Genomic DNA, 25,637 nt, shown 5'->3' on the forward strand with positions numbered 1-25,637 from the left:
ATAGGCAATCGGCCATGGCGCGCCATTACACCTTGGTATACGTCCCGCTCAGGAGGCCAGCGTGCCGCCGATGCGTTCGGCCATGCGCACCAGGTCGGGCAGCGAGCCGGCGCCCATCTTGCTCATCACTTGGCGGCGCTGCACCTTCACCGTAATCTCGCTGGTGCCGAGCCGGGCCGCCGCCTGCTTGTTGAGCAGGCCCGAGACCACCAGCGCCATCACCTGCCGCTCGCGCGGCGTCAGGCTGGCATAGCGCGCCTGCAGGGCCTGGCGGGTTTCGCGCTGCTGGCGGGCGGCGGCATCGCTGTCGAGCGCGCGGTGCACCGCGTCGAGCAGCGCCGCTTCGGCGAAGGGCTTGGTGAGGAACTCCACCGCGCCGGCCTTCATGGCGCTGACGGTCATCGGGATGGTGGCGTGGCCGGTGACGAAGATCACCGGCAGGCAGCGGCCGCGGCCGGCCAGCGCCTGCTGCAGCTCCAGCCCGCTGGATTGCGGCAGGCGCACATCCAGCACCAGGCAGGCCGGGCCGGCCGGCTCGGGCTCCTGCAGGAATTCACCGGCCGAGCCGAAACCCTTGCAGGCCAGCCCGACCGAGCGCAGCAGGCCGCACAGGGCGCCGCGCAGGGAGGCATCGTCATCCACCACCAGCACCAGGGGCGCGGCGGCATCGGCACACGGCCCGATGGCGGCCCAGCCGGCGGACCGGCCGGTCGAGGAAAAGGAATCGATGCTCGTGTGAATGCTCATGGTCGGCCGCAGTCTCGGGCAAGACGCCGCGGCCGTCTTGTACAAAAGACGCCGTCTTTGCCGATTCGTGCGGCGGCGGGCCCGGCCTTCAGCCGCCGCCGGCCGGCGCCCGGCCGTCCTTCAGGTCCATGGCTAGGAAGTGCTGCACCCGCGGTTTGTCCGGCCCCAGGTGATAACGCAAGGTCTCCTGCTGCAGGTCGGCGTCGGCGCGCGACACCCGCTGGTGCTGGCGCAGGTGTTCGGCCCAGGACTCGACCATGAACCATTCGACCACCCGCTCGGGCTGCGCCGTGTCTTCCGCCACGCCCCAGGCATAGGCGCCGTCGCGGCGGCGCTCCTGCGACAGGTGGCGCAGGGCGTAGAGGAAGGCGGGGCGGTCCTCGCGGCGGATGCGGTATTCGATCTGGATCAGCACCGGGCCGCGGTCGTGCTCCACCGGCGCCTCCAGCAGCGGCTCGGGCCAGTGGTTGGAAGGCTGAAGATCGGCCTCGCCCACCGGCAGGCGCACCCGGTGGAACAGCAGGGCCAGCACCGCCAGGCCCGCCGCCCCAGGGCCAGCGCGGCCGGCACGCCCAAAGCCTGGGCGGCCAGGCCCCAGCCCATGCTGCCGGCGGCCATGGCGCCGTTGAACACCATCAGGTAGATCGCCAGGCCCCGGCCGCGCACCCAGTTGGGCAGCACCGCCTGGGCCACGCCGTTGAAGGTGGTCAGGGCGATGATCCAGCCGGCGCCCAGCAGCAGGCACAGGCCCACCGCCACCGGGCGCGGCGGCGCCAGGGCCAGCAGCGCGATGACGGCCGCCGTCAGCAGCGCGGCCAGCAGCACCAGGCCGTCGGTGCCCAGCCGCGTGCGCAGCCGGGGCAGCAGCACCGCGCCGCCGATGGCGCCCGCGCCGACGGCGCCCAGCAGCACGCCGTAGAAGCCGGCGTCGCCGCCCAGCAGGCGCCGCGCCACCAGCGGCAGCAGCGCCCAGGCGGCGCTGGCGAAGAGGAAGAACACCGCCGCGCGCAGCAGCACCACATGCAGTTCGCGGCTGGAGCGCGCATAACGGATGCCGGCCCGGAAGGCGCCGAAGAAGGTCTCCGGCAGACCGCTTTCGGGCGTCGCCACCCGCGGCCACCACAAGAGCGCGGCCACCACGAAGACATAACTCAGCACGTCCGCCCCGTAGGCCACGGAAGCGCCGAAGCTGGCCAGCAACAGGCCGCCGGCCGCCGGCCCCACGGCGCGGGCGATGTTGATGCCGAGCGAGTTCAGCGCCACCGCGTTCTTCAGGTCGGCGCGCGGCACCAGCTCGGGCACGATGGCCTGCCAGGCCGGCGCGATCAGCGCCGCGCCCACGCCGCCCAGAAAGGTCAGGCCGATCAGCAGCTCCACCGTCAGCGAGCCGGTACGCGACAGCAGCAGCAGGCTGGCGCTGACCGCCGCCAGCAGTACCTGCACGCCGATCAGCAGCCGCCGCCGGTCGAGGATGTCCGAGAGCACACCCGCCGGTATCGCCAGCAGGAAGGCCGGCAGCAGCGCCGCCGTCTGCACCAGGGCGACGGCGGCCGGGCTGGGCGAGAGCTCGGTCACCATCCAGGAGCTGGCCACGTCGCGCATGAAGCTGCCGATGTTGCCGAGCAGCGTGGCCGCCCACAGCACGGCGAAAACCGGCTGGCGCAAGGGGGCGAAACTGCCGCCGGACGGTTCAGCGGCCATGGCTGCGGCCCGCGAAAGAGGGACAGGAAAGATCGGGCTGCATCAGCGGCGAGAGGATGGTCTGGAGGGTCGAAGGCATGGTCGCCGCGACTCTAGCCAGCACCCTCGCCAGCCGCATCCCTCATCGGAGAGAGCCGGGCGGCAACACACCATCCTGCAGCGTGGCTGCCTCTCCCGAAAGGCGGATTCCGGCTTCCGTCCGGCTTGCCATGATTCGACGGGATTTTTCCGAAATCGAACCAAGCAACAGGACCCCCAGCAAATGAAGCATCACCTCCTCATCGCCGCCTTCGTCGCAGCCTTCGCCGCCACCGCGGCCAACGCGCAGACCGCCGCCGCCGGCGAAAACGGCACCAACGCCGCAGCGCCCACCCCGGCCCCGTCAGCGCCGCCGACAAGACCCAGGCCCGCGCCGCCCGCAAGGCCGCAGGCGTGGCCGAAGCCAGGTCCGGCGACCCGGTCGGCGACAGCGAAGGCAGCGGCAAGCCCGCGGCCGCCGCCAAGTCCACCAAGGCCGAACGCCAGGCCGCCCGCGCAGCCAACCGCAAGACCCTCACCGCCGCCAACAAGCGCGGCGAGCTGCGCACCTTCGGAGACGACCGCGCGCCTGCCGTCGCCAAGTAGGACCGGTCGCGCAGGCCACGAGGTAGTGCGCCTGCGCGCCGCGCGAATGCCATAGACAAAACCCAAAGTCACGCAATAAGGGTAAACGCGAGTAATTCAGGCGGGTAAAGCCAGTGCTCACGGCGGCAGAAGTTGTCAGACAAGACAATCTGACACACAAAGCCCGGCTGCCGCATCGCGACGCCGGGCCCAGAACAACATTCAGGGTCAGGCACGATGCGGATACGCAAGGCTAGGTTGGGCGCTTCCAGGTTCTGGGGTGCGGTGGGTTGGTGCGCGATGGTTTCCACCGCCGCTTTCGTGGGCAATGCCCAGGCACAGGACGCAGCGGGCAGCGCCGCCCTGGTCGAGAAGGGACGCCAGCTGGCCACCGCCGCCGACTGCGCGGCCTGCCACACGGCGCCCAAGGGCGGCACGCCTTTCGCGGGCGGCTATCCCATCCTCTCGCCGCTGGGCACGATCTACGCGTCGAACATCACGCCGTCGAAATCGGCCGGCATCGGCGACTACAGCCTGGAAGACTTCACCCGCGCCCTGCGCGAAGGCGTGCGCAAGGACGGCGCCCACCTCTACCCGGCCATGCCCTATCCGAGCTACACCCAGCTCAGCGACGAGGACACGGCCGCGCTCTACGCCTACTTCATGCACGGCGTGCCGGCGGTCGACAAGGCCGCGCCGCAGACCGACCTGCCCTTCCCCTTCAACATCCGCATGTCGATGGCGGTGTGGAACGCGCTCTTCCTGAAGGACCAGCGCTTCACGCCCGACGCCTCGAAGTCGGCCGAATGGAACCGCGGCGCCTACCTGGCCGGCGCCCTGGCCCACTGCAGCACCTGCCACAGCCCGCGCAATGCGCTGATGGCCGAGCAGAACGGCTCGGAGTTCCTGTCCGGCGGCTCGCTCGGCACCTGGTACGCGCCCAACATCACCTCGGACGCCAAGGCCGGCATCGGCGCCTGGTCCGAAGCCGAGCTGGTGCAGTACCTCAAGACCGGCGGCGTGCACGGCAAGGCGCAGGCCGCAGGCCCGATGGCCGAGGCCATCGAGAACAGCCTGCAGCACCTGCCCGACGCCGACCTGAAGGCGATCGCCGTCTTCCTGAAGCAGACGCCGGCCGTGGCCGGCACCGAGCAGCAGCCCCGCTTCGCCTACGGCCAGCCAGCCGTCTCCGAGCTGACGCTGCGCGGCAAGAGCGGCGACGTGGACGCCGGCTGGCGCATCTTCAGCGGCAGCTGCGCCCATTGCCACCAGGCGGGCGGCACCGGCACCGACAACGGCCAGTACCCCTCGCTGTTCCACAACACCGCCACCGGCGCGGACCGGCCGGACAACCTGGTCGCCGCCATCCTCTACGGCGTGAACCGCAAGGTCGGCGAGCACGACCATTTCATGCCCGCCTTCGGCGACGACGCCTCCTTCACCGACCGCTTGAGCGATTCGGAGATCGCCTCGGTCAGCAACTACGTGCTGACCCAGTATGGCAATCCCGCGGTGAAGGTCACCGCCGACGACGTGAAAGTGCTGCGTGCCGGCGGCAAGCCGCCCTTCATCGCGCAGATGCGTCCGCTGATCCTGCCGGCCATCGTGCTGGTGGTGCTGGTCGTGATCGCCCTCGTCGCCCTGCGCGGCCGCCGCCGCCGTGCCGCCCGGTAAGGAAAGAAGAACATGAACTCCCCCTTCGACAAGACGGGCGTGCCCGCCACCATCTCCCGCCGCAGCGTGCTCGGCACGATCGCCGCGGCCGGCGTGCTGGCCAGCGGCGGCGCGGCCCTGCTGGGCGGCGTGCCGACCGCCCTGGCGGCCACCGTGCCGGCGGACGATTTCCTGCGCCTCTCGGAATTCCTCACCGGCGGCAAGCCGCTGCAGGCGGCGCTGGCCACCCGCTACCAGGCCTCCCTGGCCAAGCACGATCCCAAGTTCGACGAAGGCGCCGTCGCCCTGCAGCAGTACGTCGCTGGGGCCAAGGCCGCCAACATCGACGAGCTGCTGGCCCGCCCCGACCTGAGCGAGCCGCTGAAGAAAAGCATCACCCAGATCGTCTCGGCCTGGTACCTGGGCATCGTCGCCAACGACGACGACGCGGAACTCATCGCCTACAACGACGCGCTGATGTACCGCCCCACCATCGATGTGATCGTGGTGCCGAGCTACGGCGGCGGCCCCGACTCCTGGGGCCAGAAGCCGCCCGTCTCGACCACACCGAACGCCGTCCTGGCCCAGGAGAACAAGAAGTCATGAGCACCCAAGAATTCGATGCAGACCTGATCGTGATCGGATCGGGCGTGATGGGCGGCATCATCGCCAGCCGCGTCGCCAAGGCCGGCAAGTCGGTGATCATCCTGGAGGCCGGCCCGCGGGTGAAGCGCGCCGACATCGTCGAGACCTACCGCAACGCGCCGGTCAAGCTGTCCCTGGCCAACATGAAGGCCCAGGGCAGCGGTTCGCCGTTCCCCAACCCGCCGCACATCCCCTCGACCTACGGCAAGTACCTGGTGCAGACCGGCCCGGTGTCCTATCCCACCAAGTACCTGCGGGTGGTGGGCGGCACGACCTGGCATTTCGGCTCGGCACTGTGGCGCATGATCCCGAACGACTTCAAGCTGAAGACCCTGTACGGCCGCGGCCGCGACTGGCCCATCGGCTACGACGAGCTGGAGCCCTACTACTGCGAGGCCGAGGCCGAGCTGGGCGTGACCGGCGTCGACGGCCAGGACGAGAGCGGCCATGGCGGCCAGGCCTGGCCGCCGCGCTCCAAGCCCTTCCCGATGAAGGGCCTGAACGTGCCCTACTTCATGCAGCGCATGGACGAGATGCTGCGCCCCGGCGGCTACAACCCGGTGATGGAGCCGCACGGCCGCGCCAGCCGGCCCTACGGCAACCGCCCGGTCTGCGGCGGCAACAACAACTGCAACCCGGTCTGCCCGATCGGCGCCAAGTACGACGGCTCGCAGCACATCGACCTGGCCGAACGCGCCGGCGCCAAGCTGCTGGAGAACGCGGTCGTCTACAAGATCGAGCACGGCTCGGACAACAAGATCACCGCCGTCAACTACAAGTCGCCCGACGGCACCTCGCACCGCCTCACCGCGCGCCACTTCGTGCTGGCCGCCTATGCGATCGAAGGCCCGAAGCTGCTGCTGATGTCCACCTCGGAGAAGTTCCCCAACGGCATCGCCAACTCCTCCGACCAGGTGGGACGCAACCTGATGGGCCACACCGGCATCAGCATGAACGTGATGACCAACGAGGACGTCTGGCCCGGCCAGGGACCGACCGAGCTGCTGGTCTACCTGAACTACCGCGACGGCGAGTTCCGCAAGGACATCCCCAGCTACAAGACCAAGTTCCGCAACACGGTCACTTCGGCGCAGACCGCTTCGGACCTGCTGGCCAAGGGCGTGCTGGGCAGCCAGCTCGATTCCGAGATCCGCCGCATCTCCGCGCGTTCGCTCAACATCGCGGTGGACTTCGAGACCGAAGCCCAGCCGCAGAACCGCATCACCCCCAGCAAGACCAAGACCGACGCCATCGGCCTGCCGGTGCCGGAGATCTACTACAGCGTCAACGACTACTGGAACGCCGGCCGCGACTTCGCTGTGAAGGACCTGCAGAAGATGGCCGGGCTGATCAACGCCGACGTGCTCAAGGTCGACACCAAGCACCAGGACCGCCAGCACATCATGGGCACCACCATCATGGGCGACGATCCCAAGGACTCGGTGGTGGACCGCGACTGCCGCACCCACGACCATCCCAACCTGTTCATCGCCGGCACGGGGGTCATGCCCTCCTCTTCCTGCATGAACCCGACGCTGACCGGCGCTGCGCTGAGCGTGCGTATCGCCGACCAGCTGCTCAAGGAAATCTGAGAGCGCACACTGACGTGGCGCGCCCGGCGGAACGCTTGGATGGTCACGCGTCCGCATGGACAATGCAGCCCCATGAGTTCCCCCGGATGGCGCAATACCCAGCCCCCGTCGCACCCGGTGTGGCGGCGCATGCGCCTGCGGCAGGATTTCGAGGACTCCCAGGTGGCCTCCCGCCTTGAGGAAGCCGACGCGCCCGATCCGGACGTGGCGCCCAGCCGCCTCCCGCAGGCGTCGCCGCGCGGCCTGCAGCAGCCCCGGCTGCCGGCTTCCCGGCAGGCCCTGCCCTCGCCGCAGGCCCTGCCACCGCACCTGTCGATGCAACAGCCCCGGCGCCGCCACCATCAGCGCGCGCGGGCCATGTACATCGATCCCTTCCCCGCGCCCCTGCCCCCGGTCGCCCGCCGCGGCGGTGTGCCGGCCTGGCCGAAGCCACCCGAAAAGAAACCCGGCGTCGGCCGGTGGGTGCTGATCGCACTGAGCGCGGTCCTGGCGTGCGCTGCACTGTGGCTCGCCACGAGATATCTGGTCGATATCGTCTGGAAGCTGTCCGCCGGCTGAGCATCCAAGGCTTACTCTTACCCCGGTTGTCATTTAGGTGAACCTGGCCAAGGAAGTGGCGCTGCGCCGGCTGCAGCCCAGGTTGCGCAGGGAGCTCCGCACGCTGTTCGCCTGAGTGCATCGGTCATGGCGGTCAGTGCACGAAGCCGCCCTTGACGTAGCGCACCGGCTCGGCGTCCATGACAGCGATCAGGGCGCCCATGCCGTCGCCAGTCCCGGCCGCCAGGGCGCCGGTGCCGGTGCGGCAGAGCAGGTCGGATTCGGTCCAGCCGGTCTTGCCCGGCAGGCCGCGCGTCCGCAGCCAGCCGCCGCGATCGGCGATGAACTGCATGCCGGTCAGCGCGGCCGGCGCCACCCCGGCCACCCCGGCCACCAGGGCCAGGGCCTGGCGGGCATCGGGATCGTCGCTGGTGCAGCCCTCGGCGCCCTGCCCCGGCGCCGTCAGCCGCAGCGTGACCAGCCGGCCATCCTCCAGCAGTTCGGCGCCATCGCCCGTCGCCACGATACGCAGCCGCTGGCCGCGCCAGGAGGCGATGCGGCGCGGCGGGCCGCCATCGCAGCGCACCGCGAAATCGGGCACCGCCACCGGGCGGGGCCACAGGCCGGCGGCCTGCAGCGCCTGGCCGGCGCCCTGGGTCTTCATGAAATCGATGGCGGACCAGATGGCGTCGTCGCCGAGCCTGCCGCCGAAGGCTGGCATGGTGCCGCGGCCCTCACGATCGTGCAGGCCCTCGGCGATGCTCCAGAACAGGTCGCCGTCCGCGCGCCGCCAGAGCAGCGGCCCGGCCAGGTCCGGCGGCCACATCGCCTGCGCCTGTGCGCCCGGTCCCCGGCCACGGCCGTCCGCGCCGTGGCAGGCGGCGCAATGCTGCTCGAACACGGCCTGGCCGCGCACCACCGACGCGGCGGTGAAGCCGGTGGGCGACTGGTGGAAGCTGGTGGGCACCGCCTCGGTCAGCACCACATGGGCATCGGGCCAGGGCGCCAGCAGGACCAGCGCCACCGCAGCCAGCACCAGCCCGGCCGCCGCGCGGCGCCAGCGCCAGACCAGGGCACACGCGACCACACCCAGCACCGCCGCCAGCCCCGCGCAGGCCAGCGACCAGGCCAGCCGCCGGGCCTGCCCCAGGTCGATGATCAATGTCTCGCCCGCCGCCCGCAGCGCAAAGGGCCAGGCCGGCTGTCCGTGCACATCGCCGGTCAGCCGCAGGGCATGCAGCAGCCACAGCAGATCGGACTGCGCCGCCTGCAGCAGCCGCAGCAGCGCGTTCAGCCATTCGCTGTCGGGAATCACCAGCTCGCGTCGAGGCCGAGATGGCGCAGCGCCAGCCGCCGCAGCTCGGCCAGCCGCGGATCGCCCCGGTGGCGCGGATAGGGCAGATCGACCCGGATCTCGGCCTTCACCCGCGCCGGCCGGTCGCTCAGCACGATCACCCGCTGCGCCAGGAACAGCGCCTCCTCCACATCGTGCGTGACCAGCAGCGCCGAGAAAGCCTTGCGCTGCCACAGCGCCAGCAGCTCGCCCTGCATCTGCAGCCGGGTCAGCGAATCGAGCTTGCCCAGGGGCTCGTCCAGCACCAGCAGGCGCGGATCGTTGACCAGCGCCCGCGCCAGGGCCACCCGCTGCGCCATGCCGCCGGAGAGCTGGTGCGGATGCACGCCGGCGAAGTCCGCCAGCCCCACCAGCTGTAGCGCCGCATCGATGCGCTGCTGGTGCTCGCGCCGCCCGCCGCGTGCCTCCGGCCCCAGCGCCACATTGCCGCGCACCGTGCGCCAGGGATAGAGTGTGGGATCCTGGAACACCACGATGCGCGAGGGATCCGGCCGGGTGATCGCCTCGCCGTCCTGCTCGATGCGGCCGGCCGTCGCCGGCTCCAGCCCGGCCACCAGCCGCAGCAGGCTCGACTTGCCGCAGCCGCTGGGCCCGAGCAGGGCGACGAATTCACCCGGCGCCACCTGCAGATCGACCTCGTCGAGCACCTGCAGCGCGCTGTCGCCCACCTGGAACCAGTGGCTCACGCCGCGCGCCTCGATGCGCGCGCCGGCCTCGGTGCGGCTTGCCGTCTCTACCATTTCACGGTCCCCTTCTGCCAGGACAGGGCCCGGTCGCGCAGCAGGAAGAGCAGCGTGATCAGCCCCGAACACAGCGCCGCCATCACCAGCAGCGCGCCGTACATATTGGCGTAGGCCGCCCAGCCCTGGGCCCACTGCAGGTACCAGCCCAGGCCCGCCTTCACGCCCATCATCTCGGCCGTCACCAGCGTCGAGAAACTCGCGCCCAGGCCCATGAAGAGGCCCACGAAGACCTGCGGCAGCGCCGCCGGCACCGCCACTCGCCAGACCAGGAACCACTCCGAAGCGCCCATGGTGCGCGCCACGTCGTAGTAGGCCTTGTTGACCGCCGCCACGCCCGACCAGCTCAGCACCGCCACCGGAAAGAAGGTGGCCAGCGCGATCAGGAACACGGCCGCCGAATGACTCGAAGGTGCGAAGAAGAAGGCCAGCGGCAGCAGCGCCGAAGCCGGCACCGGCCCCAGGAAGCGCAGCAGCGGATGCACCCAGTAGCCGGCGGCGCGCGACCAGCCGATCCACACCCCGGTCACGAAACCCACCAGCCCGCCCAGCACGAAACCGCTGGCCAGCAGCCGCGCCGAATGCAGGGTGGACAGGCCGAGCCGGCCGTAGTCCTCCAGCACCACCTCGATCAAGGCCTGCGGCGGCGCGAAGAAAGGCGCCGGCAGCCAGGCCAGCTTGGCGGTGGCGATCTCCCAGAAAGCCAGCAGCAGCGGCGCGGCCACCAGCCAGCGCGCGGCCGGCCGCAGCCAGCGGCCCACGCGGCCGGCATGCCGGCCGGCCACGGTCAGGCCGAGCAGCAACACGCCCGCGGCCAGCGCCATCCAGCCGGCCTCGTCGGTATAGGCCCAGTCGCTGAAACCCACCACCCGGTTGGGCCAGTACAGGGTCAGCAGGCCGAGCGCGCCCCATGCGGCGGTGGCCAGCAGGCCCGCCGCGCCGAACGCAGCCGTCGCCGTTCCACCGAAACCCGGTGGCGGCTGCGTGGCCGGCCGGGGCTTCGCCGCATCTGCTTCGGCCGCAAGGAAGGAAGCGGGTAGGCACCCCAGCGCCGGGCTGCTCATGCCAGCACATCCAGCGTGACATGGTTGGCGAAGCGGACCGGGTCGGTGCTCTTCTTCAGGATGCCGGCGGTGTGGAAGTCGCGGGCGAAGAACTCCACCTCGTTGCGCAGGTTCTTGCCCACCGGGTGGTGGGCGAAGTTGGTGGAGTGCATCAGCGCCTGCAGCTCGTCCTCGCTCACCTTCGAATACCGGGCGTAGATGCGTGCCGTCTCGCGCGGGTTCTCGGCCGTGAAGTCAGAGGCCTGGGCCAGCGCCCGCACCACGGCGGCGGCCGTGCCCTTGTCATTGCGCACCAGCTCGCCGCGCGCACCGATCACGCAGCACAGCTTCTGCGCATATTCGCCGGTGCCGCTGTTGCCCAGTTCCACGAAGCTGCCGGGGTTGCGTTTCTCGATCAGGAACAGGTTGGGATCGCCATCGGCGATCGCCTGGATCTCGCCCTTCTTCGCCGCCACGTCCAGCAGGTCGGCCGGGTACACGCGCCACTCCACGTCCTTGCCCAGGCCGCGTTCGGTGAGGTGGATGTCGAAGAAATTCTTGGCCGGGCTGTTCTGGTCGCTCACGCCGATGACCTTGCCCTTGAGCTGGCTCTCCCCCGTGACGCCGGCCGACTTCAGCCCCACCAGCCGCAGGCAGCCGCCGTGGATGCTGCCGACCACCTTCACGTCGAAGCCCGACTCCAGGGGCTTGACCCAGCGGTGGATCAGGCCCGCGCCCACATCGGCCTTGCCGGTGGCCATGGCTTCGAGCAGCTGGTCGGCAGAGCCGGCCCAGTTGAGCGATTCCACGTCCAGCCCGTTCTTCTCGAAATAGCCGCGCTCCAGCGCCACCGGGATCGGTGCCTGGCAGTAGCCCGACTGGCTCCAGGCGAAGGTGATTTTCTTGCGCGGCTGCGCCCGGACGCGCGAGGCCAGCACGCCGGCCGGAACGACGGCGCCGGCGGCCAGCAGGCGGCGGCGCGAGAAGGTGGTGGGCAGAAATATCGTCATGGCGGCAGTCCTCTTCTTGAGCCTTGGGGCGTGCGGTCCCTCACCGCACAGGCCGCGACCTTAGGCAGAAACGGCGTGCCGCCCAACGCAGAAATTCCAGCATCGATATGCGGTGACGCAAGCCCTCGGGTTCACCCGCGGACGAATGTGCGCGGATTGTTTTTTCTTGCTCGACGAGCGTTGCGGCTTAGTCGGATTGCATCGTTTGCGCCGTGCAATCGCGGTGCAAACATCCGGCCCCTTCACAGCGACAACCGGAAAACTTCAGCACCATGTCCCTCCTCGGAAACCGGGTCCACGCGGCCTTCGAACGCCTGCCCGCCGACCTGATCGCCGCCGCCCGCGGCCTGCCCACCGCCGTCATCGGCGATGTCTCGCAACGCCTGTTCAGCTTCCACGGCGGCTACGACAACTACTCGCAAAAAGCGCTGGCCTTCGCCGGCACCGCCTTCACCGTGCGGGTGCGGCCGGGCGACAACCTCTTCCTGCACAAGGTGCTGGACATCGCCCTGCCCGGCGACGTGGTGGTCTGCGATGCCGGCGGCGCGCTCGACAACGCCATCCTCGGCGAGATGATGGGCCGCTATGCCGCCTCGCGCGGCGTGGCCGCCATCGTCATCAACGGCGCGATCCGCGACCGCGCCGGGCTGCGCACGTTGCCCATCCCGGTCTACGGACGCGGCGTCACGCCCAACGGCCCGTACAAGAGCGGCCCGGGCGAAGCGGGGTATCCGGTGTCGATCGGCGGCGTGTCCGTGGCCTCCGGCGACCTGGTGGTGGGCGACGAGGACGGCGTCATCGTGCTGCCCCGCAGCGAGGCCGCCTCGGTGATCGGGAAGGCCCGTGCGCATGCCGCCGTCGAAGAAGGCTGGGCCGCGCAGATCGCCGCCGGCACCTGGCCGCGCGGCTGGGTCGATGCCGCCCTGGCGCAGCTCAAGTGAGGTGCGCGGCCATGCAAGGTTTCCTGCGACGCCTGGGCGCCGCCGCCTGCGCCCTGGCCTGCGCCAGCGGCTTCGCCCAGCCCGGCGCGCCCTATCCGAACAAGCCCATCACACTCGTCGTGCCGCAGTCCCCCGGCTCGGTGGCCGACATCATGGCGCGCCTGGTCGGCAAGTCGCTCGGCGACATCCTGGGCCAGCCGGTGGTGGTCGAGAACCGCTCCGGCGCCAGCGGCATCATCGGCGCCCAGGCCGTGGCCCGGGCCAGGCCCGATGGCTACACGCTGCTGGTCGGCTCGGTGAGCACCCACGGCCTGCTGTCAGGCACCGAGAAGAACCTGGCCTACGACCCGGTGAAGGACTTCGCCGCCGTCGCGCAGATCAACGATTCGCCGCTGGTGCTGGTGGTCCATCCGGCGCTCGGCGTGAAGTCGCTGCGCGAGTTCGTGGGCCTGGCCCGCAGCCGTCCCGGGCAGCTGTCGTACGCGTCGACCGGCAACGGCAGCGGCTCGCGATTCACGGTGGAGCTGCTGCGGCTGCAGGAGAGGCTCGACATGATCCACGTGCCCTACCGCAGCCCCATGGAAGCCGTGCGGGCGGTGGTGGCGGGCGAGGCCAGCATCGCCTCGCCCTCCATTCCCAGCGCGCCCGACCTGATCCGCGCCGGCCGCCTGCAGGCCCTGGCCGTCACCGGCGACAGCCGCTCGCCCCTGCTGCCCGAGGTTCCCACCACGGCCGAGGCCGGCTACCCCGGCGTGGTCTTCACCAGCTGGACCGGATTGTTCGCGCCGGCCGGCACGCCCCGCGCCATCGTCCTGCAGCTCAACCAGGCGGTGAAGCTGGCCCTGGCGCGGCCGGAAACGGTCAAGGGCATCGTCGACAGCGGTGCCAGCCCGGTGGTGCGTTCGCCCGAGGCCTTCGGCGCCTTCGTGCGCGGCGAGGTCTTCAAATGGACCCAGGCGGCCCGGGATGCAGGCATTGCCGCCGAATGAGGCCGCGGCCGCGCGCCGGCCGGCCATCGACGTCTACGCCAGGCTGCGCCGGAGCATCATCCTGGGCGAGTTCGCGCCCGGCGTGCAGCTGAAGGAACAGGCACTGGCCGCCCAGATGCAGGTCAGCCGCTCGCCGATCCGCGTGGCCTTCAGGCGCCTGGAGGAAGACGGCCTGGTGAGCAGCGAGCCCAACCGAGGCGTCTTCGTCGCCACCTGGGCCGACCAGGACAGCGACGAAGTCTTCGACCTGCGGGCGGTGGTCGAATCCCACGCGGCGGGCCTGGCCGCCCGCCGCCGCCAGCCCGAGCACCTGCGCCGCCTGCACCAGCTGAACGAAACCATGGCCCACTTGATCGTGGCGCGGCCGGAAGACTTCCTGCACCGACTGCAGCAGGTCAACGCCGAGTTCCACCAGGTCGTGCTGCAGGCCGCCGCCTCGCCGCGCCTCACGCAATTCGTGGCCAGCCTGATGGCGGTGCACCGCGTCATCGGCGCCTTCTACTACTACACCGACCAGCAGCTGGCCGACAGCCTGGCCGACCACCGCCAGCTGCTGCGCGCCATCGAGCGGCGCGATCCGGCCCTGGCGCGCGCGGTGCTCGAAGGCCATATCCGCGGCACGGCCGAGCGCCTGAAAGTGCAGCGGCAGGATCTCCGTCCGGTAAATTTTTCGCAGACAAACGAGAATCACTCGCATCCTGTGCCAGAATAGATCCATCGAAGGACGCAGCGCCCGCCGCCAGCTGCCTTCCAACGCTTTCATCGTGGGGCGACCCGAGACATCTGTCTCCAAGGTCGTTTTTGCTAGCCATCGGTTCGCCGGCCAGCCATGCATTTTTTCCCCACACGCCCCGGCCAGGCCTCGCTGCCCTCTCCAGTCTTCCACTCCTTCTGACTGCGAAACCATGAATCCTGCCCCGCACGACATGGCGCACATCGTCCAGGAACACCAGGCGCTGCTGCGCCATTTCGCCGGGGTGCAGCTGCGCTGCAGCGAGCTGCTGCGACGCCAGGCCGCCGAGATCGAACGCCTGCAGGCCCAGGCCATCCGCCAGCGCGCGGCCATCCTGTTGCGCGACACCGCCCTGGCCTGGGCGCGCGAAGACCATGTCGAGCTGCAGGCGGCCATCCCCGGCCTGCCGCGGCGCGCCACGCTCAGCCGCCATGTGGAGAAGCTCAAGCACCGGGTGCAGGAACTGATGCACGAGCGCCTGCGCTGGCAGCGCCAGGCGCCGCCGCCGGAGATCGCTCCGCCCACCTTGGTGGACGAGGCCGAACTCGCCGCCCTGGAGCAGAGCCTGGTCACCGCCGACCTGGTGATCTGCCAGACCGGCTGCGTCAGCCACGGCGCCTACTGGCGGGTGCAGGACCACTGCCGCCGCACCGGCAAGGCCTGCGTGCTGGTGGAGCAGCCGGATGCGCTGCGCATCGTGCGCATCCATGCCTCGGACCTGAACGGTGAAGCCGAAAAGGCGGCCCCGCCCCTGGCCTGAAGCGGCTCAGTTGCCGGATGGCGGCTGGGGCAGCGGCGGAAACGGCGCGCCGAAGGCGGTGGCCTGGCGCCGGTACCACGACCCGGCCCAGCCCCGATCGACCGGCGCCAGGCTGCCCATGGCCGTGCTGTCGATGGCGACACAGGCCGACTGGCGTGTCTTGGGATTGGGCCCGCGCGCCTTCTCGCAGCGCGCGGCGGTGGCGTGGCAATGCACGCCGTAGCGGGGGCCGGCGGCCGCGGGGTCGAACTCCTGGTAGCAGAAGGGCCGGCCGGGCAGCCCCTCGGACGACTGCAGGTTCTCCGCCGTGGCGCCGGACGCGGCCGGCAGCCAGATCTCGACCACGCCCGGCGTGGCCGCCAGGCTTTCCGGCAGGGCCCGCACATCCCAGTCGGCACGGTCGCCCAGGCCCTGGAAGCTGGCCGCGCAGGCCATGGAATCCCGATCGTGATAGATGGCGGTCGGCCGAGACGGCATCCGGGGCGGCTGGCTGCGGTTGCGCCGGGCGCTGTCGAGCACGTCCTCGGCCGCCGGCACCCGGGCGCCGCCGTCGGTCAGGGGCTTGCGGTAGAGGGTGTCGATCACGCCGCGCAGCTCCGGCCCGAAGATCTGGATGTAGATGGTCTTGCCGCCGCAGACGCGCGTGGCGGCCGGGGCTTCGGCCGTGGCGCCGCTCGGCGGCGGGGCGGGCACCAGCCCGGGCGCCCGGCCGGCGCCGCCGAAGTGCGCCGTGCTGGCCACCTTGTCGTTGACCAGGGCCGAGCGCAGGTCAGGCCACCATTCCAGGCCGGCCAGGCGCAGGTGCGCCGCGTCGTCCAGCACCGCCAGCAGCCCGGGCGGCCAGGCCATGCCCAGGAAATCCAGGCTGAACCAGTAGGCCCAGCCGGTGCTCGCCACGCCGGCGGCCACGCCCGGCACGGGCACGCAGTTGTCCAGGGCGCTGGCCTGGGGGTCGAAGCTGCGGATCCAGTACTGCGGCTGGCAGTTGCCCTTGCGGTGCGGATCGTCCGCGTCCACGCAGGAAGGCCGGCCGTCGCCCGTCACCAGCACCTTGCAGGACGGGTGCAGCAAGCCGGTCGACGCACAGCGCTCCTTGGCGCTGGCCAGGGCCAGCTGCACCAGATTCGAGGCCTGGAACGCCGCCCGGTTGGCCGGCTTGCACACCGATTCGTCGATGCGCAGCAGGGCCGTGGCCAGCACCACCGCGCCGGGGTCGTCCGTGGCGGCCGCAGCCGGGGACGCCGGGGACGCCGCCAGCTTCGCAGGGCTGGCATACAGGTCGCTCACCTCCTTGAGCACCGCGGCATCGATGGTGCTGGCGCGCTCCTGCTTGTCCAGATAGGCCGAGGTGGCCTGCCAGGCCGTGGCCGCCAGCGTCAGGATGGCGCCCAGACCGACCGAGGCCGTCACCGCGCCGGTGGCGGCGATGCGCGAGGGCAGGCGCTTGGGCGCGGCGGCGCGCTGCGGCTGGCCGCGGGCGTCGAGCGCGGTCACCGTGCCGTCGTCCTCCTCGAAGAAGGCACGGGCGAACACGCCGATGTTGGCGAGGAAACGCCCGTCGAGCTGGCGGCCCAGGCTGTTGCCCAGCTGGAAATAGCTCTCCCACTGGCTCTCGCTGAAGAACTGGTCGGTGGTCGGCTCCTGCGGGAACAGCGGCTTGTCGGCCTTGAAGTTCACCAGGTCCACCGGCAGCCCCTCGCAGATATTCGGCTTGACCACCACCATCCAGCCGACCGTGCCGCTGATGCCGTAGCGCACCTGCGCCAGCGCCAGGCAGGCATGGCTTTGCTCGGAGACCAGGTCGTTGAGCGAGCCGAAGCTGTGCAGCATGCGCTTGATCTCGCCCTGGCCCAGGCCCTTCTGCACGGCGGCGGCGTCCTCCGACCAGTGCTCCAGCGCGAAGCTGCCGCTGGCCGCGCTGGCGTTGGGCTTGAGGAAGCGGATCTCGGTCTGCAGGTCGATGCGCGCCTTGCGCACCAGGTTCTCCAGGTCGCCGAAGCTGTAGCGCGGATCGGCGCCGCAGTCGGCGACCACGATCAGCCCGCACTCCTCGCGCAGCAGCGCATAGGCGCCGGTGTTCTCGAAATGGCCGCCGTCGCTCAGGTACCAGTCGCGCCGCTCCACGCCGTCGAAACGGCCCTGCAGCTCGGCCAGCAGCTGGCCGTACTTGCCGACCGCGCGCGGCCTGGCCTGGCCGGGCCCGCGCGCCACGCAGCAGCTGTCCCACCAGTAGCCCAGGCGCACGCCGCCCAGCATCAGCAGCGCCGACAGGCCCGATCGGGTGCTGGCCCCCAGCCCGGGCGCCACCGCCGCGCCGGAGATGGCCATCCACGAGCCCAGCGTCATGCTGCCGGCCGCATCCACCTCGCGCCAGCGCTCCTGGCCCACCCGCACCTGGCCGCGCGGGCCCACCGTCATCGGCAGCCCCTTGCGGTCCTGGTTGAACAGGCCGCCGCGCGGGTCGCGGGTCTGGTTCACGCAGACGTTGAGCAGGTGCACCGGTCCGCCGGCCCGGTGGGGCTCGTAGCGCGACATGGCCTCGTCGTCGCCCTGCTCCACCTGCTGCACGGCCACGTTCACCGCATCGGGCGCCAGGTCGCGCGGATAGCCCTCCAGCGGACTTGCCACCCCTTTCTGGAAACGCCGCACATTGCCCGCGCCCAGGTAGCTGCGGATCAGCCGCGCGCGGTAGAAGGAGAACAGCGAGGAGCGATTGAGGAACTCCCGGTTGCGCCAGGAAAAACCCACGATCAGCGCCGGCGGCAGGAAGAACACCGCCAGCCATTTCCAGCTCGCCGCGAAGGTCAGGCCCTGCGGCATGCGCTGGAACATCGCCGTGCTGGCATTGCGGTGCACCACGCTGATCCAGAACACCAGCAGCGCCACCAGCACCGCCAGCCCGACGAGGTTGATCACCGCCATGAAACTCAGCCGGATGCCCGGCGTCAGCCCCTTGGGCAGGTCGGCCAGCCGGGGCAGCAGCGCGCGGGCCGCGACCACCGCCAGGGCCAGGCCGCCGCCCACCACGCCGTGGTCCTCGAACCCGGCCCGCGCCATCACCCAGGCCAGCACGTCCATCAAGCCCACGGCGGCCACCACGATGCCCCATTTCAGCAGCCAGGCCAGCCAGCCGGTCAGGCGGTTGCGCAGCATGTCGGCCGGGCGCGCCGACATCGCCATGGCCCAGGCCAGCAGCGTGCCCAGCACCGACCAGGACAAGACCGCCAGCACCAGCCACAAGGTCAGGGTCGACAGGCCGAGCTTGTCCGACTCGCCCGGCAGCGCCGCCGCCGCCCCGGCGCGCGCCTGCAGATTGGAGGCCAGCAGCCAGGCCAGCGCCGCCGCGGCGGCGGCCTCCAGCCAGCGCCAGGGCTTCATCCGCTGCCCCTGGGCGGGCAGCGCCCAGTAGCCCACCGCGACCACGCCGGCCAGCCAGCCCAGCGGAATCAGCAGCAGCCACAAGGTCGGCCAGCGCGACAGCCCGGGCAGGCTGCTGGCCGGCATCAGCGGCGACAGGAAACAGGAGCGCCCCGCATAGATGCCATCCGCGCATTGCCACACCGCCGTGTCGAACAAGGCCAGCAGACAGCCGGCCAGGATGCCCAGCAGCGCGATCTCGATGTGGATGCCCAGCAGGTTGCGGCCGAAGTTGGCGGCGGCGAAGAACAGGTCGGTCGCGCCGTTGGGAATCAGATAGCGGCCATTGGCGCGCAGCCAGAAGGAGAACCACTTCTTGTCCGCCTCGGCCAGCGCCTGCTCCACCTGCCCGGCCGCGCCGGGCCCGGGCACGGCCGTCTGGAAGAGCTTGCCGATGGTCGAGCCGATATAGCCGCCACCCGACACCGTGGACAGCAGGTCGAAGCGGTGGAAGATGCCCTTCTGCGCCAGCGCCTTCAACAGCCCGAAGCAGAAGGTGGCACTGCGGATGCCGCCGCCCGACAGCGCCAGTCCCCAGGTCGGCTGGCCGGCCAGATGCGCACCGCCGTCGGCCAGCTGCTGGCGGCGCTGCTCGCACAGCCGCTGCATGTCGCTCAGCGAGTTCGACGATTCGGGACCGTGTTCTTCGGGCATGGCGGGCTCCAGGCACAGCGGAGCCAAGAATGTGACTTATCGATTCATTAGGTGTCAATCCGTTTCAAACCCGGGGCAACGCACCGCATCGTTCATCATCTTGCGATGAAGCACACACTCCTCCTCGTGACCCTGCTGGCCTGCACCCCGGCCTTCGCCCAGCCCGACGAACAGGTGGTGCAGGCCGTGCAGCGCCAGACCCAGGGCCTGTCCGCCGCCGACATCCGCCAGTACCACGATGCCTGCGACAGCGGCGTCACCTTGCAGATGAACATCTGCCATTCCTACCGGCTGGCCCGGCAGGACCTGAAACTCAACGCGACCTATGCCCGGGTCCGCCAGCAGGCCGCCAAGACCGGCAACGAAGCCGCCCTGCTGAAGGCCCAGCGCGCCTGGCTGGCCTGGCGCGACAGCCAGTGCGCCTATGAAGGCAAGGCCGGCGCAGGCGGCGGCAGCGCAGAGGGCCTGTTCGTGCTGAGCTGCCGCGAGGCGCTGACCGGCGAGCAGGAAACGCGCCTGCAGGACTCGTTGACGCCCTGAGCCCGCTGCTTCTGGCAAGGGCTTGCGCCAGATCAAGCCATCATCGGTGACCACATGGCTTGATGGTGCGCAACCAGCACCAGCCGCCATGAACCACCCAGCCTCCATCCTGCTGCACCTCGACGCCAGCCGCCGCTGCGCCCAACACGTGCAGCTCGCCCGCCAGGTCGCGGAACGCTTCGACGCACGTGTCACCGCCCAGCTCTGCACCTCGCCCGCCGTGCTCGACTATCCCTACGCGGTGGACTGCGCCGCCGGCGCCGTGCAGGCCTTCGAGCAGCTCGACCAGCAAAGCCGCGACCGCGCCTTCACCGCCTTCCTGCAGGCCGCCGCCGGCTCGCCGCGGCTGCAGTGGTCCGAGGCCGACAACGGCGGGCCCTGGGCCTTCGGCCGCCGCGCGATGTACCACGACCTGGCGATCGTGGGCCAGCGCGATCCGCACGATCCCGCCGCCGACGCCCTGCCCGCCGACTTCGTGCCCGAACTCGCCGCCGCCTCCGGCCGGCCGGTGCTGGTGTTGCCCTCGGCCGGCCCGCTGACCGATGTGGGCGACACCGTGCTGCTGGCCTGGAAGGAATCCCCGGAAGCCGTGCGCGCCCTGAGCGCCGCCCTGCCCTGGATGCAGAAGGCCGGCACGGTGCATGCGGTGTGCTGGGGCGAGGCCACCGAGTCGGCCCGCGCAGCCTTGTCTGCCCTGCTGTCAGCCCACGGCATCCGCGCCACGGTGCACGGCGGCAACCCCGCGCCCACCCGCGCCGGCGAGGCCTTGCTGACCCTGGCCGCCGAGCTGGACGCCGACCTGCTCGCCATGGGCTGCTACGGCCACAGCCGCACCCGGGAATGGGTGTTGGGCGGGGTGACCCGCACGGTGCTCCGGGCCATGAGCCTGCCGGTGTTGATGGTGCATTGAGCCCTCCGGCCCTCCTTGCCTCGCTCGGCCAACGAGGCCTCCAAAGTCCGGTGGCCGGCCAGCCGATGCTAATGATCCAAAACGGCAGGCGCAGTCTGCGACCGTTCCGGCGCCCGGCTACGCCTCTCCAATCGGCGCATGGCTACAGCATCACCGGCAACCGCTCCAGCGCCTCGGCATTCGAAGCCACGATATTGCCCCGAGGCAGTTCGGCCCCCGCCGCCACGGCATCGACCCAGGCCTGCGTCGTCGCCACCGCCGCGAAGCGCGAATGCAGCACCACGCTGAACACCCGGTGGATCTCCTCCGCGCTCGCGCTGCCCGCCGTGTTGGCATAGGGCAGCGAGCCGGTCGCATCCGACAGGAACTCGGCCTTCAGCCCGCGGTGCAGGGCATCGACGATGGTCGAGGCATCGCAGTTGTGGCTCATGTAGCCCGCCACCGTGATCGTGTCGATGCGCTGCTTGCTCAGCCAGTCGGCCAGTGCCGTGCCGGCGAAAACGCTGGGCAGGGTCTTGGAGATCACCAGGGCATGGGGCCGCGAGGCGACCGAGGCATGCAGCTTCCAGCCATCGGAGCCGCGCGCGAACACCGGCGAGGTCTCGGGTGCGTCGTTCTGCACCAGCACCACCGGGATGCCGGCGGCGTTGGCCGCATCGATCGCCTGGGCGATGCGCTCCAGCGAATCGTGCACCGGCGGGTATTCGATGCGCAGGCCGCCGGTGACGTACTCGTTCTGCACGTCGATCACCAGCAGCGCTCGGCGCGGCGCGGCCGCGGGGGTGGAAAGGGAGTTGCTCATGGGAATGGTCCAGGATGGACCGCCGATCCTGCCCCATGCGCCCCCCGATGCCAAGCCTGCTCGAAGCGCTTCGACATGCGTTCGGCGCCATAGCACAAAACATCCCCGGCCGGCCCGACGGAGCCAGTCCGAGTTATCCATCGAAGCTGTGGAAAAACCTGTTGAAAGCCTCCATGCAAACCTCCGCAGGCCGCGCCGGTGCTGGCTCCGTACACGGTGCACGTGAAAGAAGCAGGCCCGGCTCCTGCCGCGCCAGCCGCATATGAAACTGCGACAAGCATCGTTCGCAGACCGGGGCTGCCCTCGCACACTCGGCTCCATCAAGACGATACGAGAGGACATCCCATGCCGGCCCATTCCCGCGCACAGGCGCTGCCCGCGGCTTCCATCCGGGAGCATGCACGGCGCGTCATCGCCATCACCAAGCAGGCCTGGAGATATTTGCCCAGCGACTAATCAAACGCGGAAACTTTCGTTTTGCTGCTGAAGCACCAGGCCTGTAATGCAGGGATTGCATTACAGAGAGCCACCATGTCCGCCGTTCTCGAACCCGTTCCCGCGGCCGTGCGCCAGTCCTTCACCATCCAGCCACTGGCCGGCGCACTAGGCGCCGAGGTCATCGGACTGGATCTCTCCCGTCCCCTGGGCGCCGAAGACTTCCAGCGCATCCACCGGGCCCACCTCGACCACCATGTGCTGGTCTTTCGCGACCAGCAGATCACCCCCGCCGAACAGGTGGCCTTCAGCCGCCGCTTCGGCCCGCTGCAGATCCATGTGCTCAAGGATTTCCAGCTGGCGGGCCATCCCGAGATCCTGGTCGTCTCCAACATCAAGAACGCCGAAGGCAAGCCGATCGGCCTGGGCGACGCCGGCCACTTCTGGCATTCGGACCTGTCGTACAAGCAGGTGCCCAGCCTGGGCTCCCTGCTGCATGCGCAGGAGCTGCCCGCCGAGGGCGGCGACACCCTCTTCGCCAACCAGCACACCGCCTGGGACGAGCTACCCGCCGAGCTGCAGCGCGCCGTGGCCGACCTGGAGGCCGAGCACAGTTACCTCGCCCGCTACGACGAACTGCGCGCCCGCAGCCCCTGGCGGCCCAAGCTCACCGAGGCGCAGCTGGCCGAGGTGATTCCCGCCGTGCATCCGGTCGTGCGCACCCATCCCGAGAACGGCCGCAAGGCGCTTTTCGTCAGCGAACACTTCACCACCCGCATCGTCGGCCTGCCCGAGGACGAGAGCCGCAAGCTGCTCGCCCAACTCTTCGCCCACAGCACGCAGGAGCGCTTTGTGTACCGCCACCGGTGGCAGCCGCACGACCTGGTGTTCTGGGACAACCGCTCGGTGCAGCACCTGGCCGCCGGTACGCCCGATGCCCTGCGTCGTCGCCTGAACCGCACCACCGTCGAGGGCGACCTGCCCTTCTGATCGCCGCGATGACGAACCCTCTCAAGATAGCCGTGCCGCAGGAGACGGCCGCCGCGGCCGCGCAGGCCGGCAGGCCCCTGCTGCAGGTGCGCCAGGTCAGCATCGACTACCGCCTGTCCGATCGCGCCGTGCGTGCGGTCCACCAGGTGAGCCTCGACGTGCACGAAGGCGACCGCTTCATCCTGCTGGGCGCCTCGGGCTGCGGCAAATCCTCGCTGCTCAAGGCCATCGGCGGTTTCATCCCCACCAGCGAGGGCAGCATCGAGCTGGCCGGCCGGCAGGTGCAAAAGGCCGGTCCGGACCGCGCCATGGTGTTCCAGGAATTCGACCAGCTGCCGCCTTGGCTGACGGTGCAGCAGAACGTCGCCTTCCCGCTGCGCGCCACCGGCGTCAAGCGCCGCGAGGCCGCCGAGCGCGCCTTCACATACATCGAGAAAGTGGGCCTGGCCCGCTTCGCCGATGCCTATCCGCACCAGCTCTCCGGCGGCATGAAGCAGCGTGTGGCCATCGCCCGCGCCCTGGCCCTGCAGCCGCGTGTGCTGCTGATGGACGAGCCCTTCGCCGCGCTCGACGCCCTCACCCGCCAGCGCATGCAGCAGGAGCTGCTGGAGCTGTGGGCCGAGTTCCGCTTCACCCTGGTCTTCGTCACCCATGCGATCGACGAGGCCCTGCTGCTGGGCAGCCGCATCGCCGTGCTCTCGCCGCACCCGGGCCGGCTGCGTGCCGAGATCGACGCCTCGCGCTTCGATGCACAGGACATCGCCAGCCCCGACTTCCGCGCCGCCACCCAGCGCATCCACTGCCTGCTGTTCGAACAGGCGCACGCATGAGCTCCATCGCAGTCCTGCCCCGCCCCGACGTCGAATACACCCTGCAGAACGTACCGGCCGAACTGGCCGTGCCGCCGCAGAGCCCGTGGCACCGCCTCTGGAACCACGACGGCCTGCGCCGCACCCTGGTGGTCGCAGCCTTCTTGCTGCTGTGGGAAATCATCGCCCGCATCCAGAACAACGACCTGATGCTGCCGACCTTCGGCCAGACCGCGCTGGCCCTGGTGGATGGGTTCAGGACCGGCGAACTGCCCGCCAAGGCGGCCATCTCGCTGTCGCTGCTGCTCAAAGGCTATGCCACCGGCGTGGCCTGCGCCTTCGTGCTGACCAGCCTGGCCGTGGCCACCCGCTGGGGCCGCGACCTGCTGTTCACGCTCACGGCCATGCTCAACCCGCTGCCGCCCATCGCCCTGCTGCCGCTGGCCCTGCTGTGGTTCGGCCTGGGCCAGGGCAGCATGGTCTTCGTGCTGGTGCATTCGGTGCTGTGGCCGCTGGCCCTGGCCACGCTGACGGGCTTCCAGTCGGTGCCGGCCACCCTGCGCATGGCGGGGCGCAACTACGGCCTCACCGGCACGCGTTATGTGCTGCATCTGCTGATCCCGGCGGCCCTGCCCTCCATCCTGTCGGGCCTGAAGATCGGCTGGGCCTTCGCCTGGCGCACCCTGATCGCGGCCGAGCTGGTGTTCGGCGCCTCCTCGGGCAAGGGCGGGCTGGGCTGGTACATCTTCCAGAACCGCAACGAGCTCTACACCGACAAGGTGTTTGCCGGCCTGGCCGTCGTGATCGCCATCGGCCTGGCGGTCGACCTGCTGGTCTTCGGCACCCTGGAAAAACTCACGGTACGCCGCTGGGGCACCCAGCACTGACGCCTCTCCCTTTCCCACTCGCATCGCTTCCATGACATCGCGCATCGTCTCCCTCATCGCCGCCGCGGCCCTCGCGGGCGGCGCGCTTTCCGCTCATGCAGAAGGCAGGATCAGCATCGCCCAGCAGTTCGGCATCGGCTACCTGCTGCTCGACGTGGTGCAGGACCAGAAACTCATCGAGAAACACGGCAAGGCGCTTGGCTTGGACATCAAGGTCGACTGGAACCAGATCTCCGGCGCCACCGCCATGAACGAGGCCCTGCTGGCCAACTCGCTCGACGTGGTCTCGGCCGGCGTGCCGCCCATGCTCACCCTGTGGGACCGCACCAAGGGCCGGCAGAACGTGAAGGCCATCGCCGCGCTGGGCTCGCTGCCCAACTACCTGATCACCAAAAACCCCAAGGTGCACAGCATCAAGGACCTGAGCGACAAGGACCGCATCGCCGTGCCGGCCGCCGGCACTGGCTTCCAGTCGCGCACCCTGCAAATCGAGACCGCCAAGGTCTTCGGCAAGGACGACTTCAAGCGCTTCGACAACATCTCGGTGAGCCTGCCGCATCCGGACGCGACGGCGGCGCTGATCTCGGGCGGCTCGGAGATCGACACGCACTTCTCCAGCGCACCCTTCTACTACCAGGCGATCGACGCCAACAAGGCGGTGCACAAGATCCTGAGCAGCTACGACACGCTGGGCGGCCCGGCCACCTTCAACGTGCTCTACACCACGCAGAAGTTCCACGACGAGAACCCCAAGACCTACAAGGCCTTCTACGCCGCGCTGCTCGAAGCCGCCGACTTCATCAAAAAGGACAAGCCGCGCGCAGCCGACATCTTCATCAAGGTGCAGAAGTCCAAGCTGGCGCCGGACTTCGTGCGGCGCATCGTCGAAGACCCGGAGAACGATTTCACCGCCTCGCCCTTTCGCACCTTCGTCTATGCCGACGAGCTGTTCAAGCTGGGCGTGCTGAAGAACAAGGCCAATTCCTGGAAGGACTACTTCTTCGAAGAGGCCTACGCGCAGCCGGGCAGCTGAGCCCCCCGCTCCCCGCGAACCCGCGGCCGGAATGCCTTCAAGCATTCCGGCCGTCGTGCTTTTGGCGGGACAAAAAAAGAGCCGGTCCCCCGTGAGGAGAACCGGCTGAACC

General features: G+C 70.1%; 22 protein-coding genes and 1 pseudogene. 15 read left to right on the forward strand and 8 right to left on the reverse strand.

Annotation, left to right across the window (positions count from 1 at the left end):
- Window positions 1–48 precede the first annotated feature (48 nt).
- Window positions 49–747, reverse strand: coding sequence for a response regulator transcription factor (locus GT347_RS01085; protein ID WP_160550225.1), 699 nt, complete (start codon window positions 745–747; stop codon window positions 49–51).
- Window positions 748–835: 88 nt separating this feature from the next.
- A pseudogene (locus GT347_RS01090) lies at window positions 836–2,448 on the reverse strand (MFS transporter).
- Window positions 2,449–2,880: 432 nt separating this feature from the next.
- Between GT347_RS01090 and GT347_RS27815 the strand changes: the two are divergent.
- The 5 genes from GT347_RS27815 to GT347_RS01115 all read left to right on the forward strand — a co-directional run bounded on the left by GT347_RS27815 (window position 2,881) and on the right by GT347_RS01115 (window position 7,499).
- Window positions 2,881–3,072: a hypothetical protein gene (locus GT347_RS27815; protein WP_160550226.1), complete on the forward strand. Its 192-nt coding sequence runs from the start codon at window positions 2,881–2,883 to the stop codon at window positions 3,070–3,072.
- A gap of 279 nt (window positions 3,073–3,351) precedes the next feature.
- Complete coding sequence (locus tag GT347_RS01100; RefSeq protein WP_160550227.1) at window positions 3,352–4,725, forward strand: cytochrome c; 1,374 nt, start codon at window positions 3,352–3,354, stop codon at window positions 4,723–4,725.
- Between the two features lie 12 nt (window positions 4,726–4,737).
- A complete protein-coding gene (locus GT347_RS01105) occupies window positions 4,738–5,310 on the forward strand; it encodes a sugar dehydrogenase complex small subunit (protein ID WP_160550228.1) in 573 nt (190 codons plus the stop codon).
- Complete coding sequence (locus GT347_RS01110; protein ID WP_160550229.1) at window positions 5,307–6,941, forward strand: GMC family oxidoreductase; 1,635 nt, start codon at window positions 5,307–5,309, stop codon at window positions 6,939–6,941. The genes GT347_RS01105 and GT347_RS01110 overlap by 4 nt, the downstream gene beginning before the upstream one ends.
- Before the next feature lie 72 nt (window positions 6,942–7,013).
- Window positions 7,014–7,499 (forward strand): hypothetical protein, encoded by a 486-nt coding sequence (locus GT347_RS01115; protein WP_160550230.1) that lies wholly within the window; start codon window positions 7,014–7,016, stop codon window positions 7,497–7,499.
- A gap of 133 nt (window positions 7,500–7,632) precedes the next feature.
- Here GT347_RS01115 and GT347_RS01120 read toward each other — a convergent pair whose 3' ends face one another.
- Genes GT347_RS01120 through GT347_RS01135 form a run of 4 tightly spaced genes read right to left on the reverse strand, consistent with a single transcriptional unit; the run spans window position 7,633 to window position 11,625 of the window.
- Complete coding sequence (locus GT347_RS01120; protein ID WP_407704128.1) at window positions 7,633–8,793, reverse strand: c-type cytochrome; 1,161 nt, start codon at window positions 8,791–8,793, stop codon at window positions 7,633–7,635.
- The gene (locus GT347_RS01125) at window positions 8,790–9,572 is read right to left on the reverse strand and encodes an ABC transporter ATP-binding protein (RefSeq protein WP_160550231.1); all 783 of its coding nucleotides are present in this window, start codon (window positions 9,570–9,572) and stop codon (window positions 8,790–8,792) included. The genes GT347_RS01120 and GT347_RS01125 overlap by 4 nt, the downstream gene beginning before the upstream one ends.
- Complete coding sequence (locus tag GT347_RS01130) at window positions 9,566–10,636, reverse strand: ABC transporter permease (RefSeq protein WP_160550232.1); 1,071 nt, start codon at window positions 10,634–10,636, stop codon at window positions 9,566–9,568. Before GT347_RS01130 ends, GT347_RS01125 begins: the two co-directional genes overlap by 7 nt.
- Window positions 10,633–11,625 (reverse strand): ABC transporter substrate-binding protein, encoded by a 993-nt coding sequence (locus GT347_RS01135; RefSeq protein WP_160550233.1) that lies wholly within the window; start codon window positions 11,623–11,625, stop codon window positions 10,633–10,635. The genes GT347_RS01130 and GT347_RS01135 overlap by 4 nt, the downstream gene beginning before the upstream one ends.
- A gap of 272 nt (window positions 11,626–11,897) precedes the next feature.
- On the opposite strand from GT347_RS01135, the gene GT347_RS01140 reads away from it, so the two are divergent.
- From GT347_RS01140 to GT347_RS01155, 4 genes are all read left to right on the forward strand, one after another.
- Window positions 11,898–12,566 carry an RraA family protein gene (locus GT347_RS01140; protein WP_160550234.1) on the forward strand — a complete coding sequence of 223 codons (669 nt, stop codon included), beginning with the start codon at window positions 11,898–11,900 and terminating at the stop codon, window positions 12,564–12,566.
- An 11-nt stretch (window positions 12,567–12,577) separates the two neighbouring features.
- Window positions 12,578–13,555: a Bug family tripartite tricarboxylate transporter substrate binding protein gene (locus GT347_RS01145; protein ID WP_160550235.1), complete on the forward strand. Its 978-nt coding sequence runs from the start codon at window positions 12,578–12,580 to the stop codon at window positions 13,553–13,555.
- On the forward strand, window positions 13,533–14,267 hold the full coding sequence (locus tag GT347_RS01150; RefSeq protein ID WP_160550236.1) for a GntR family transcriptional regulator: 735 nt from the start codon (window positions 13,533–13,535) through the stop codon (window positions 14,265–14,267). The genes GT347_RS01145 and GT347_RS01150 overlap by 23 nt, the downstream gene beginning before the upstream one ends.
- Before the next feature lie 193 nt (window positions 14,268–14,460).
- Window positions 14,461–15,048 carry a DUF2325 domain-containing protein gene (locus GT347_RS01155; RefSeq protein ID WP_160550237.1) on the forward strand — a complete coding sequence of 196 codons (588 nt, stop codon included), beginning with the start codon at window positions 14,461–14,463 and terminating at the stop codon, window positions 15,046–15,048.
- Window positions 15,049–15,054: 6 nt separating this feature from the next.
- On the opposite strand, the gene GT347_RS01160 is transcribed toward GT347_RS01155, so the two are convergent.
- Window positions 15,055–19,119: a patatin-like phospholipase domain-containing protein gene (locus GT347_RS01160; RefSeq protein ID WP_160550238.1), complete on the reverse strand. Its 4,065-nt coding sequence runs from the start codon at window positions 19,117–19,119 to the stop codon at window positions 15,055–15,057.
- Window positions 19,120–19,224: 105 nt separating this feature from the next.
- Here GT347_RS01160 and GT347_RS01165 point away from each other — a divergent pair, with 105 nt between their 5' ends.
- Both GT347_RS01165 and GT347_RS01170 read left to right on the forward strand, forming a co-directional pair.
- Window positions 19,225–19,659 carry a lysozyme inhibitor LprI family protein gene (locus tag GT347_RS01165; protein ID WP_160550239.1) on the forward strand — a complete coding sequence of 145 codons (435 nt, stop codon included), beginning with the start codon at window positions 19,225–19,227 and terminating at the stop codon, window positions 19,657–19,659.
- A gap of 88 nt (window positions 19,660–19,747) precedes the next feature.
- Window positions 19,748–20,569, forward strand: coding sequence for a universal stress protein (locus GT347_RS01170; protein ID WP_160550240.1), 822 nt, complete (start codon window positions 19,748–19,750; stop codon window positions 20,567–20,569).
- Between the two features lie 142 nt (window positions 20,570–20,711).
- Here the strand turns inward: GT347_RS01170 and GT347_RS01175 are convergent, their stop codons facing one another.
- Window positions 20,712–21,371 carry a cysteine hydrolase family protein gene (locus tag GT347_RS01175; RefSeq protein ID WP_160550241.1) on the reverse strand — a complete coding sequence of 220 codons (660 nt, stop codon included), beginning with the start codon at window positions 21,369–21,371 and terminating at the stop codon, window positions 20,712–20,714.
- Between the two features lie 531 nt (window positions 21,372–21,902).
- Between GT347_RS01175 and GT347_RS01180 the strand changes: the two genes are divergently transcribed.
- Genes GT347_RS01180 through GT347_RS01195 form a run of 4 tightly spaced genes read left to right on the forward strand, consistent with a single transcriptional unit; the run spans window position 21,903 to window position 25,525 of the window.
- A complete protein-coding gene (locus tag GT347_RS01180; protein ID WP_160550242.1) occupies window positions 21,903–22,796 on the forward strand; it encodes a TauD/TfdA dioxygenase family protein in 894 nt (297 codons plus the stop codon).
- 8 nt (window positions 22,797–22,804) lie between these two features.
- Window positions 22,805–23,626 (forward strand): ABC transporter ATP-binding protein, encoded by an 822-nt coding sequence (locus GT347_RS01185; protein ID WP_160550243.1) that lies wholly within the window; start codon window positions 22,805–22,807, stop codon window positions 23,624–23,626.
- Entirely contained in the window at window positions 23,623–24,492 is an 870-nt protein-coding gene (locus GT347_RS01190; RefSeq protein ID WP_160550244.1) for an ABC transporter permease, read from the forward strand. The genes GT347_RS01185 and GT347_RS01190 overlap by 4 nt, the downstream gene beginning before the upstream one ends.
- A 31-nt stretch (window positions 24,493–24,523) precedes the next feature.
- Window positions 24,524–25,525 (forward strand): ABC transporter substrate-binding protein, encoded by a 1,002-nt coding sequence (locus GT347_RS01195; protein WP_160550245.1) that lies wholly within the window; start codon window positions 24,524–24,526, stop codon window positions 25,523–25,525.
- Window positions 25,526–25,637: the final 112 nt, after the last annotated feature.

Origin of the sequence: Xylophilus rhododendri, assembly GCF_009906855.1 — a bacterium.
Classification (GTDB): Bacteria; Pseudomonadota; Gammaproteobacteria; order Burkholderiales; family Burkholderiaceae_C; genus Xylophilus; species Xylophilus rhododendri.

What these genes read in the sequence shown, in the direction of transcription:
- GT347_RS01085 (WP_160550225.1), bottom strand. Translation starts at nt 747, where the DNA reads ATGAGCATTCACACGAGCATCGATTCCTTTTCCTCGACCGGCCGGTCC.
- GT347_RS01100 (WP_160550227.1), top strand. Translation starts at nt 3,352, where the DNA reads ATGGTTTCCACCGCCGCTTTCGTGGGCAATGCCCAGGCACAGGACGCA.
- GT347_RS01105 (WP_160550228.1), top strand. Translation starts at nt 4,738, where the DNA reads ATGAACTCCCCCTTCGACAAGACGGGCGTGCCCGCCACCATCTCCCGC.
- GT347_RS01110 (WP_160550229.1), top strand. Translation starts at nt 5,307, where the DNA reads ATGAGCACCCAAGAATTCGATGCAGACCTGATCGTGATCGGATCGGGC.
- GT347_RS01115 (WP_160550230.1), top strand. Translation starts at nt 7,014, where the DNA reads ATGAGTTCCCCCGGATGGCGCAATACCCAGCCCCCGTCGCACCCGGTG.
- GT347_RS01125 (WP_160550231.1), bottom strand. Translation starts at nt 9,572, where the DNA reads ATGGTAGAGACGGCAAGCCGCACCGAGGCCGGCGCGCGCATCGAGGCG.
- GT347_RS01130 (WP_160550232.1), bottom strand. Translation starts at nt 10,636, where the DNA reads ATGAGCAGCCCGGCGCTGGGGTGCCTACCCGCTTCCTTCCTTGCGGCC.
- GT347_RS01135 (WP_160550233.1), bottom strand. Translation starts at nt 11,625, where the DNA reads ATGACGATATTTCTGCCCACCACCTTCTCGCGCCGCCGCCTGCTGGCC.
- GT347_RS01140 (WP_160550234.1), top strand. Translation starts at nt 11,898, where the DNA reads ATGTCCCTCCTCGGAAACCGGGTCCACGCGGCCTTCGAACGCCTGCCC.
- GT347_RS01145 (WP_160550235.1), top strand. Translation starts at nt 12,578, where the DNA reads ATGCAAGGTTTCCTGCGACGCCTGGGCGCCGCCGCCTGCGCCCTGGCC.
- GT347_RS01150 (WP_160550236.1), top strand. Translation starts at nt 13,533, where the DNA reads ATGCAGGCATTGCCGCCGAATGAGGCCGCGGCCGCGCGCCGGCCGGCC.
- GT347_RS01155 (WP_160550237.1), top strand. Translation starts at nt 14,461, where the DNA reads ATGAATCCTGCCCCGCACGACATGGCGCACATCGTCCAGGAACACCAG.
- GT347_RS01160 (WP_160550238.1), bottom strand. Translation starts at nt 19,119, where the DNA reads ATGCCCGAAGAACACGGTCCCGAATCGTCGAACTCGCTGAGCGACATG.
- GT347_RS01165 (WP_160550239.1), top strand. Translation starts at nt 19,225, where the DNA reads ATGAAGCACACACTCCTCCTCGTGACCCTGCTGGCCTGCACCCCGGCC.
- GT347_RS01170 (WP_160550240.1), top strand. Translation starts at nt 19,748, where the DNA reads ATGAACCACCCAGCCTCCATCCTGCTGCACCTCGACGCCAGCCGCCGC.
- GT347_RS01175 (WP_160550241.1), bottom strand. Translation starts at nt 21,371, where the DNA reads ATGAGCAACTCCCTTTCCACCCCCGCGGCCGCGCCGCGCCGAGCGCTG.
- GT347_RS01180 (WP_160550242.1), top strand. Translation starts at nt 21,903, where the DNA reads ATGTCCGCCGTTCTCGAACCCGTTCCCGCGGCCGTGCGCCAGTCCTTC.
- GT347_RS01185 (WP_160550243.1), top strand. Translation starts at nt 22,805, where the DNA reads ATGACGAACCCTCTCAAGATAGCCGTGCCGCAGGAGACGGCCGCCGCG.
- GT347_RS01190 (WP_160550244.1), top strand. Translation starts at nt 23,623, where the DNA reads ATGAGCTCCATCGCAGTCCTGCCCCGCCCCGACGTCGAATACACCCTG.
- GT347_RS01195 (WP_160550245.1), top strand. Translation starts at nt 24,524, where the DNA reads ATGACATCGCGCATCGTCTCCCTCATCGCCGCCGCGGCCCTCGCGGGC.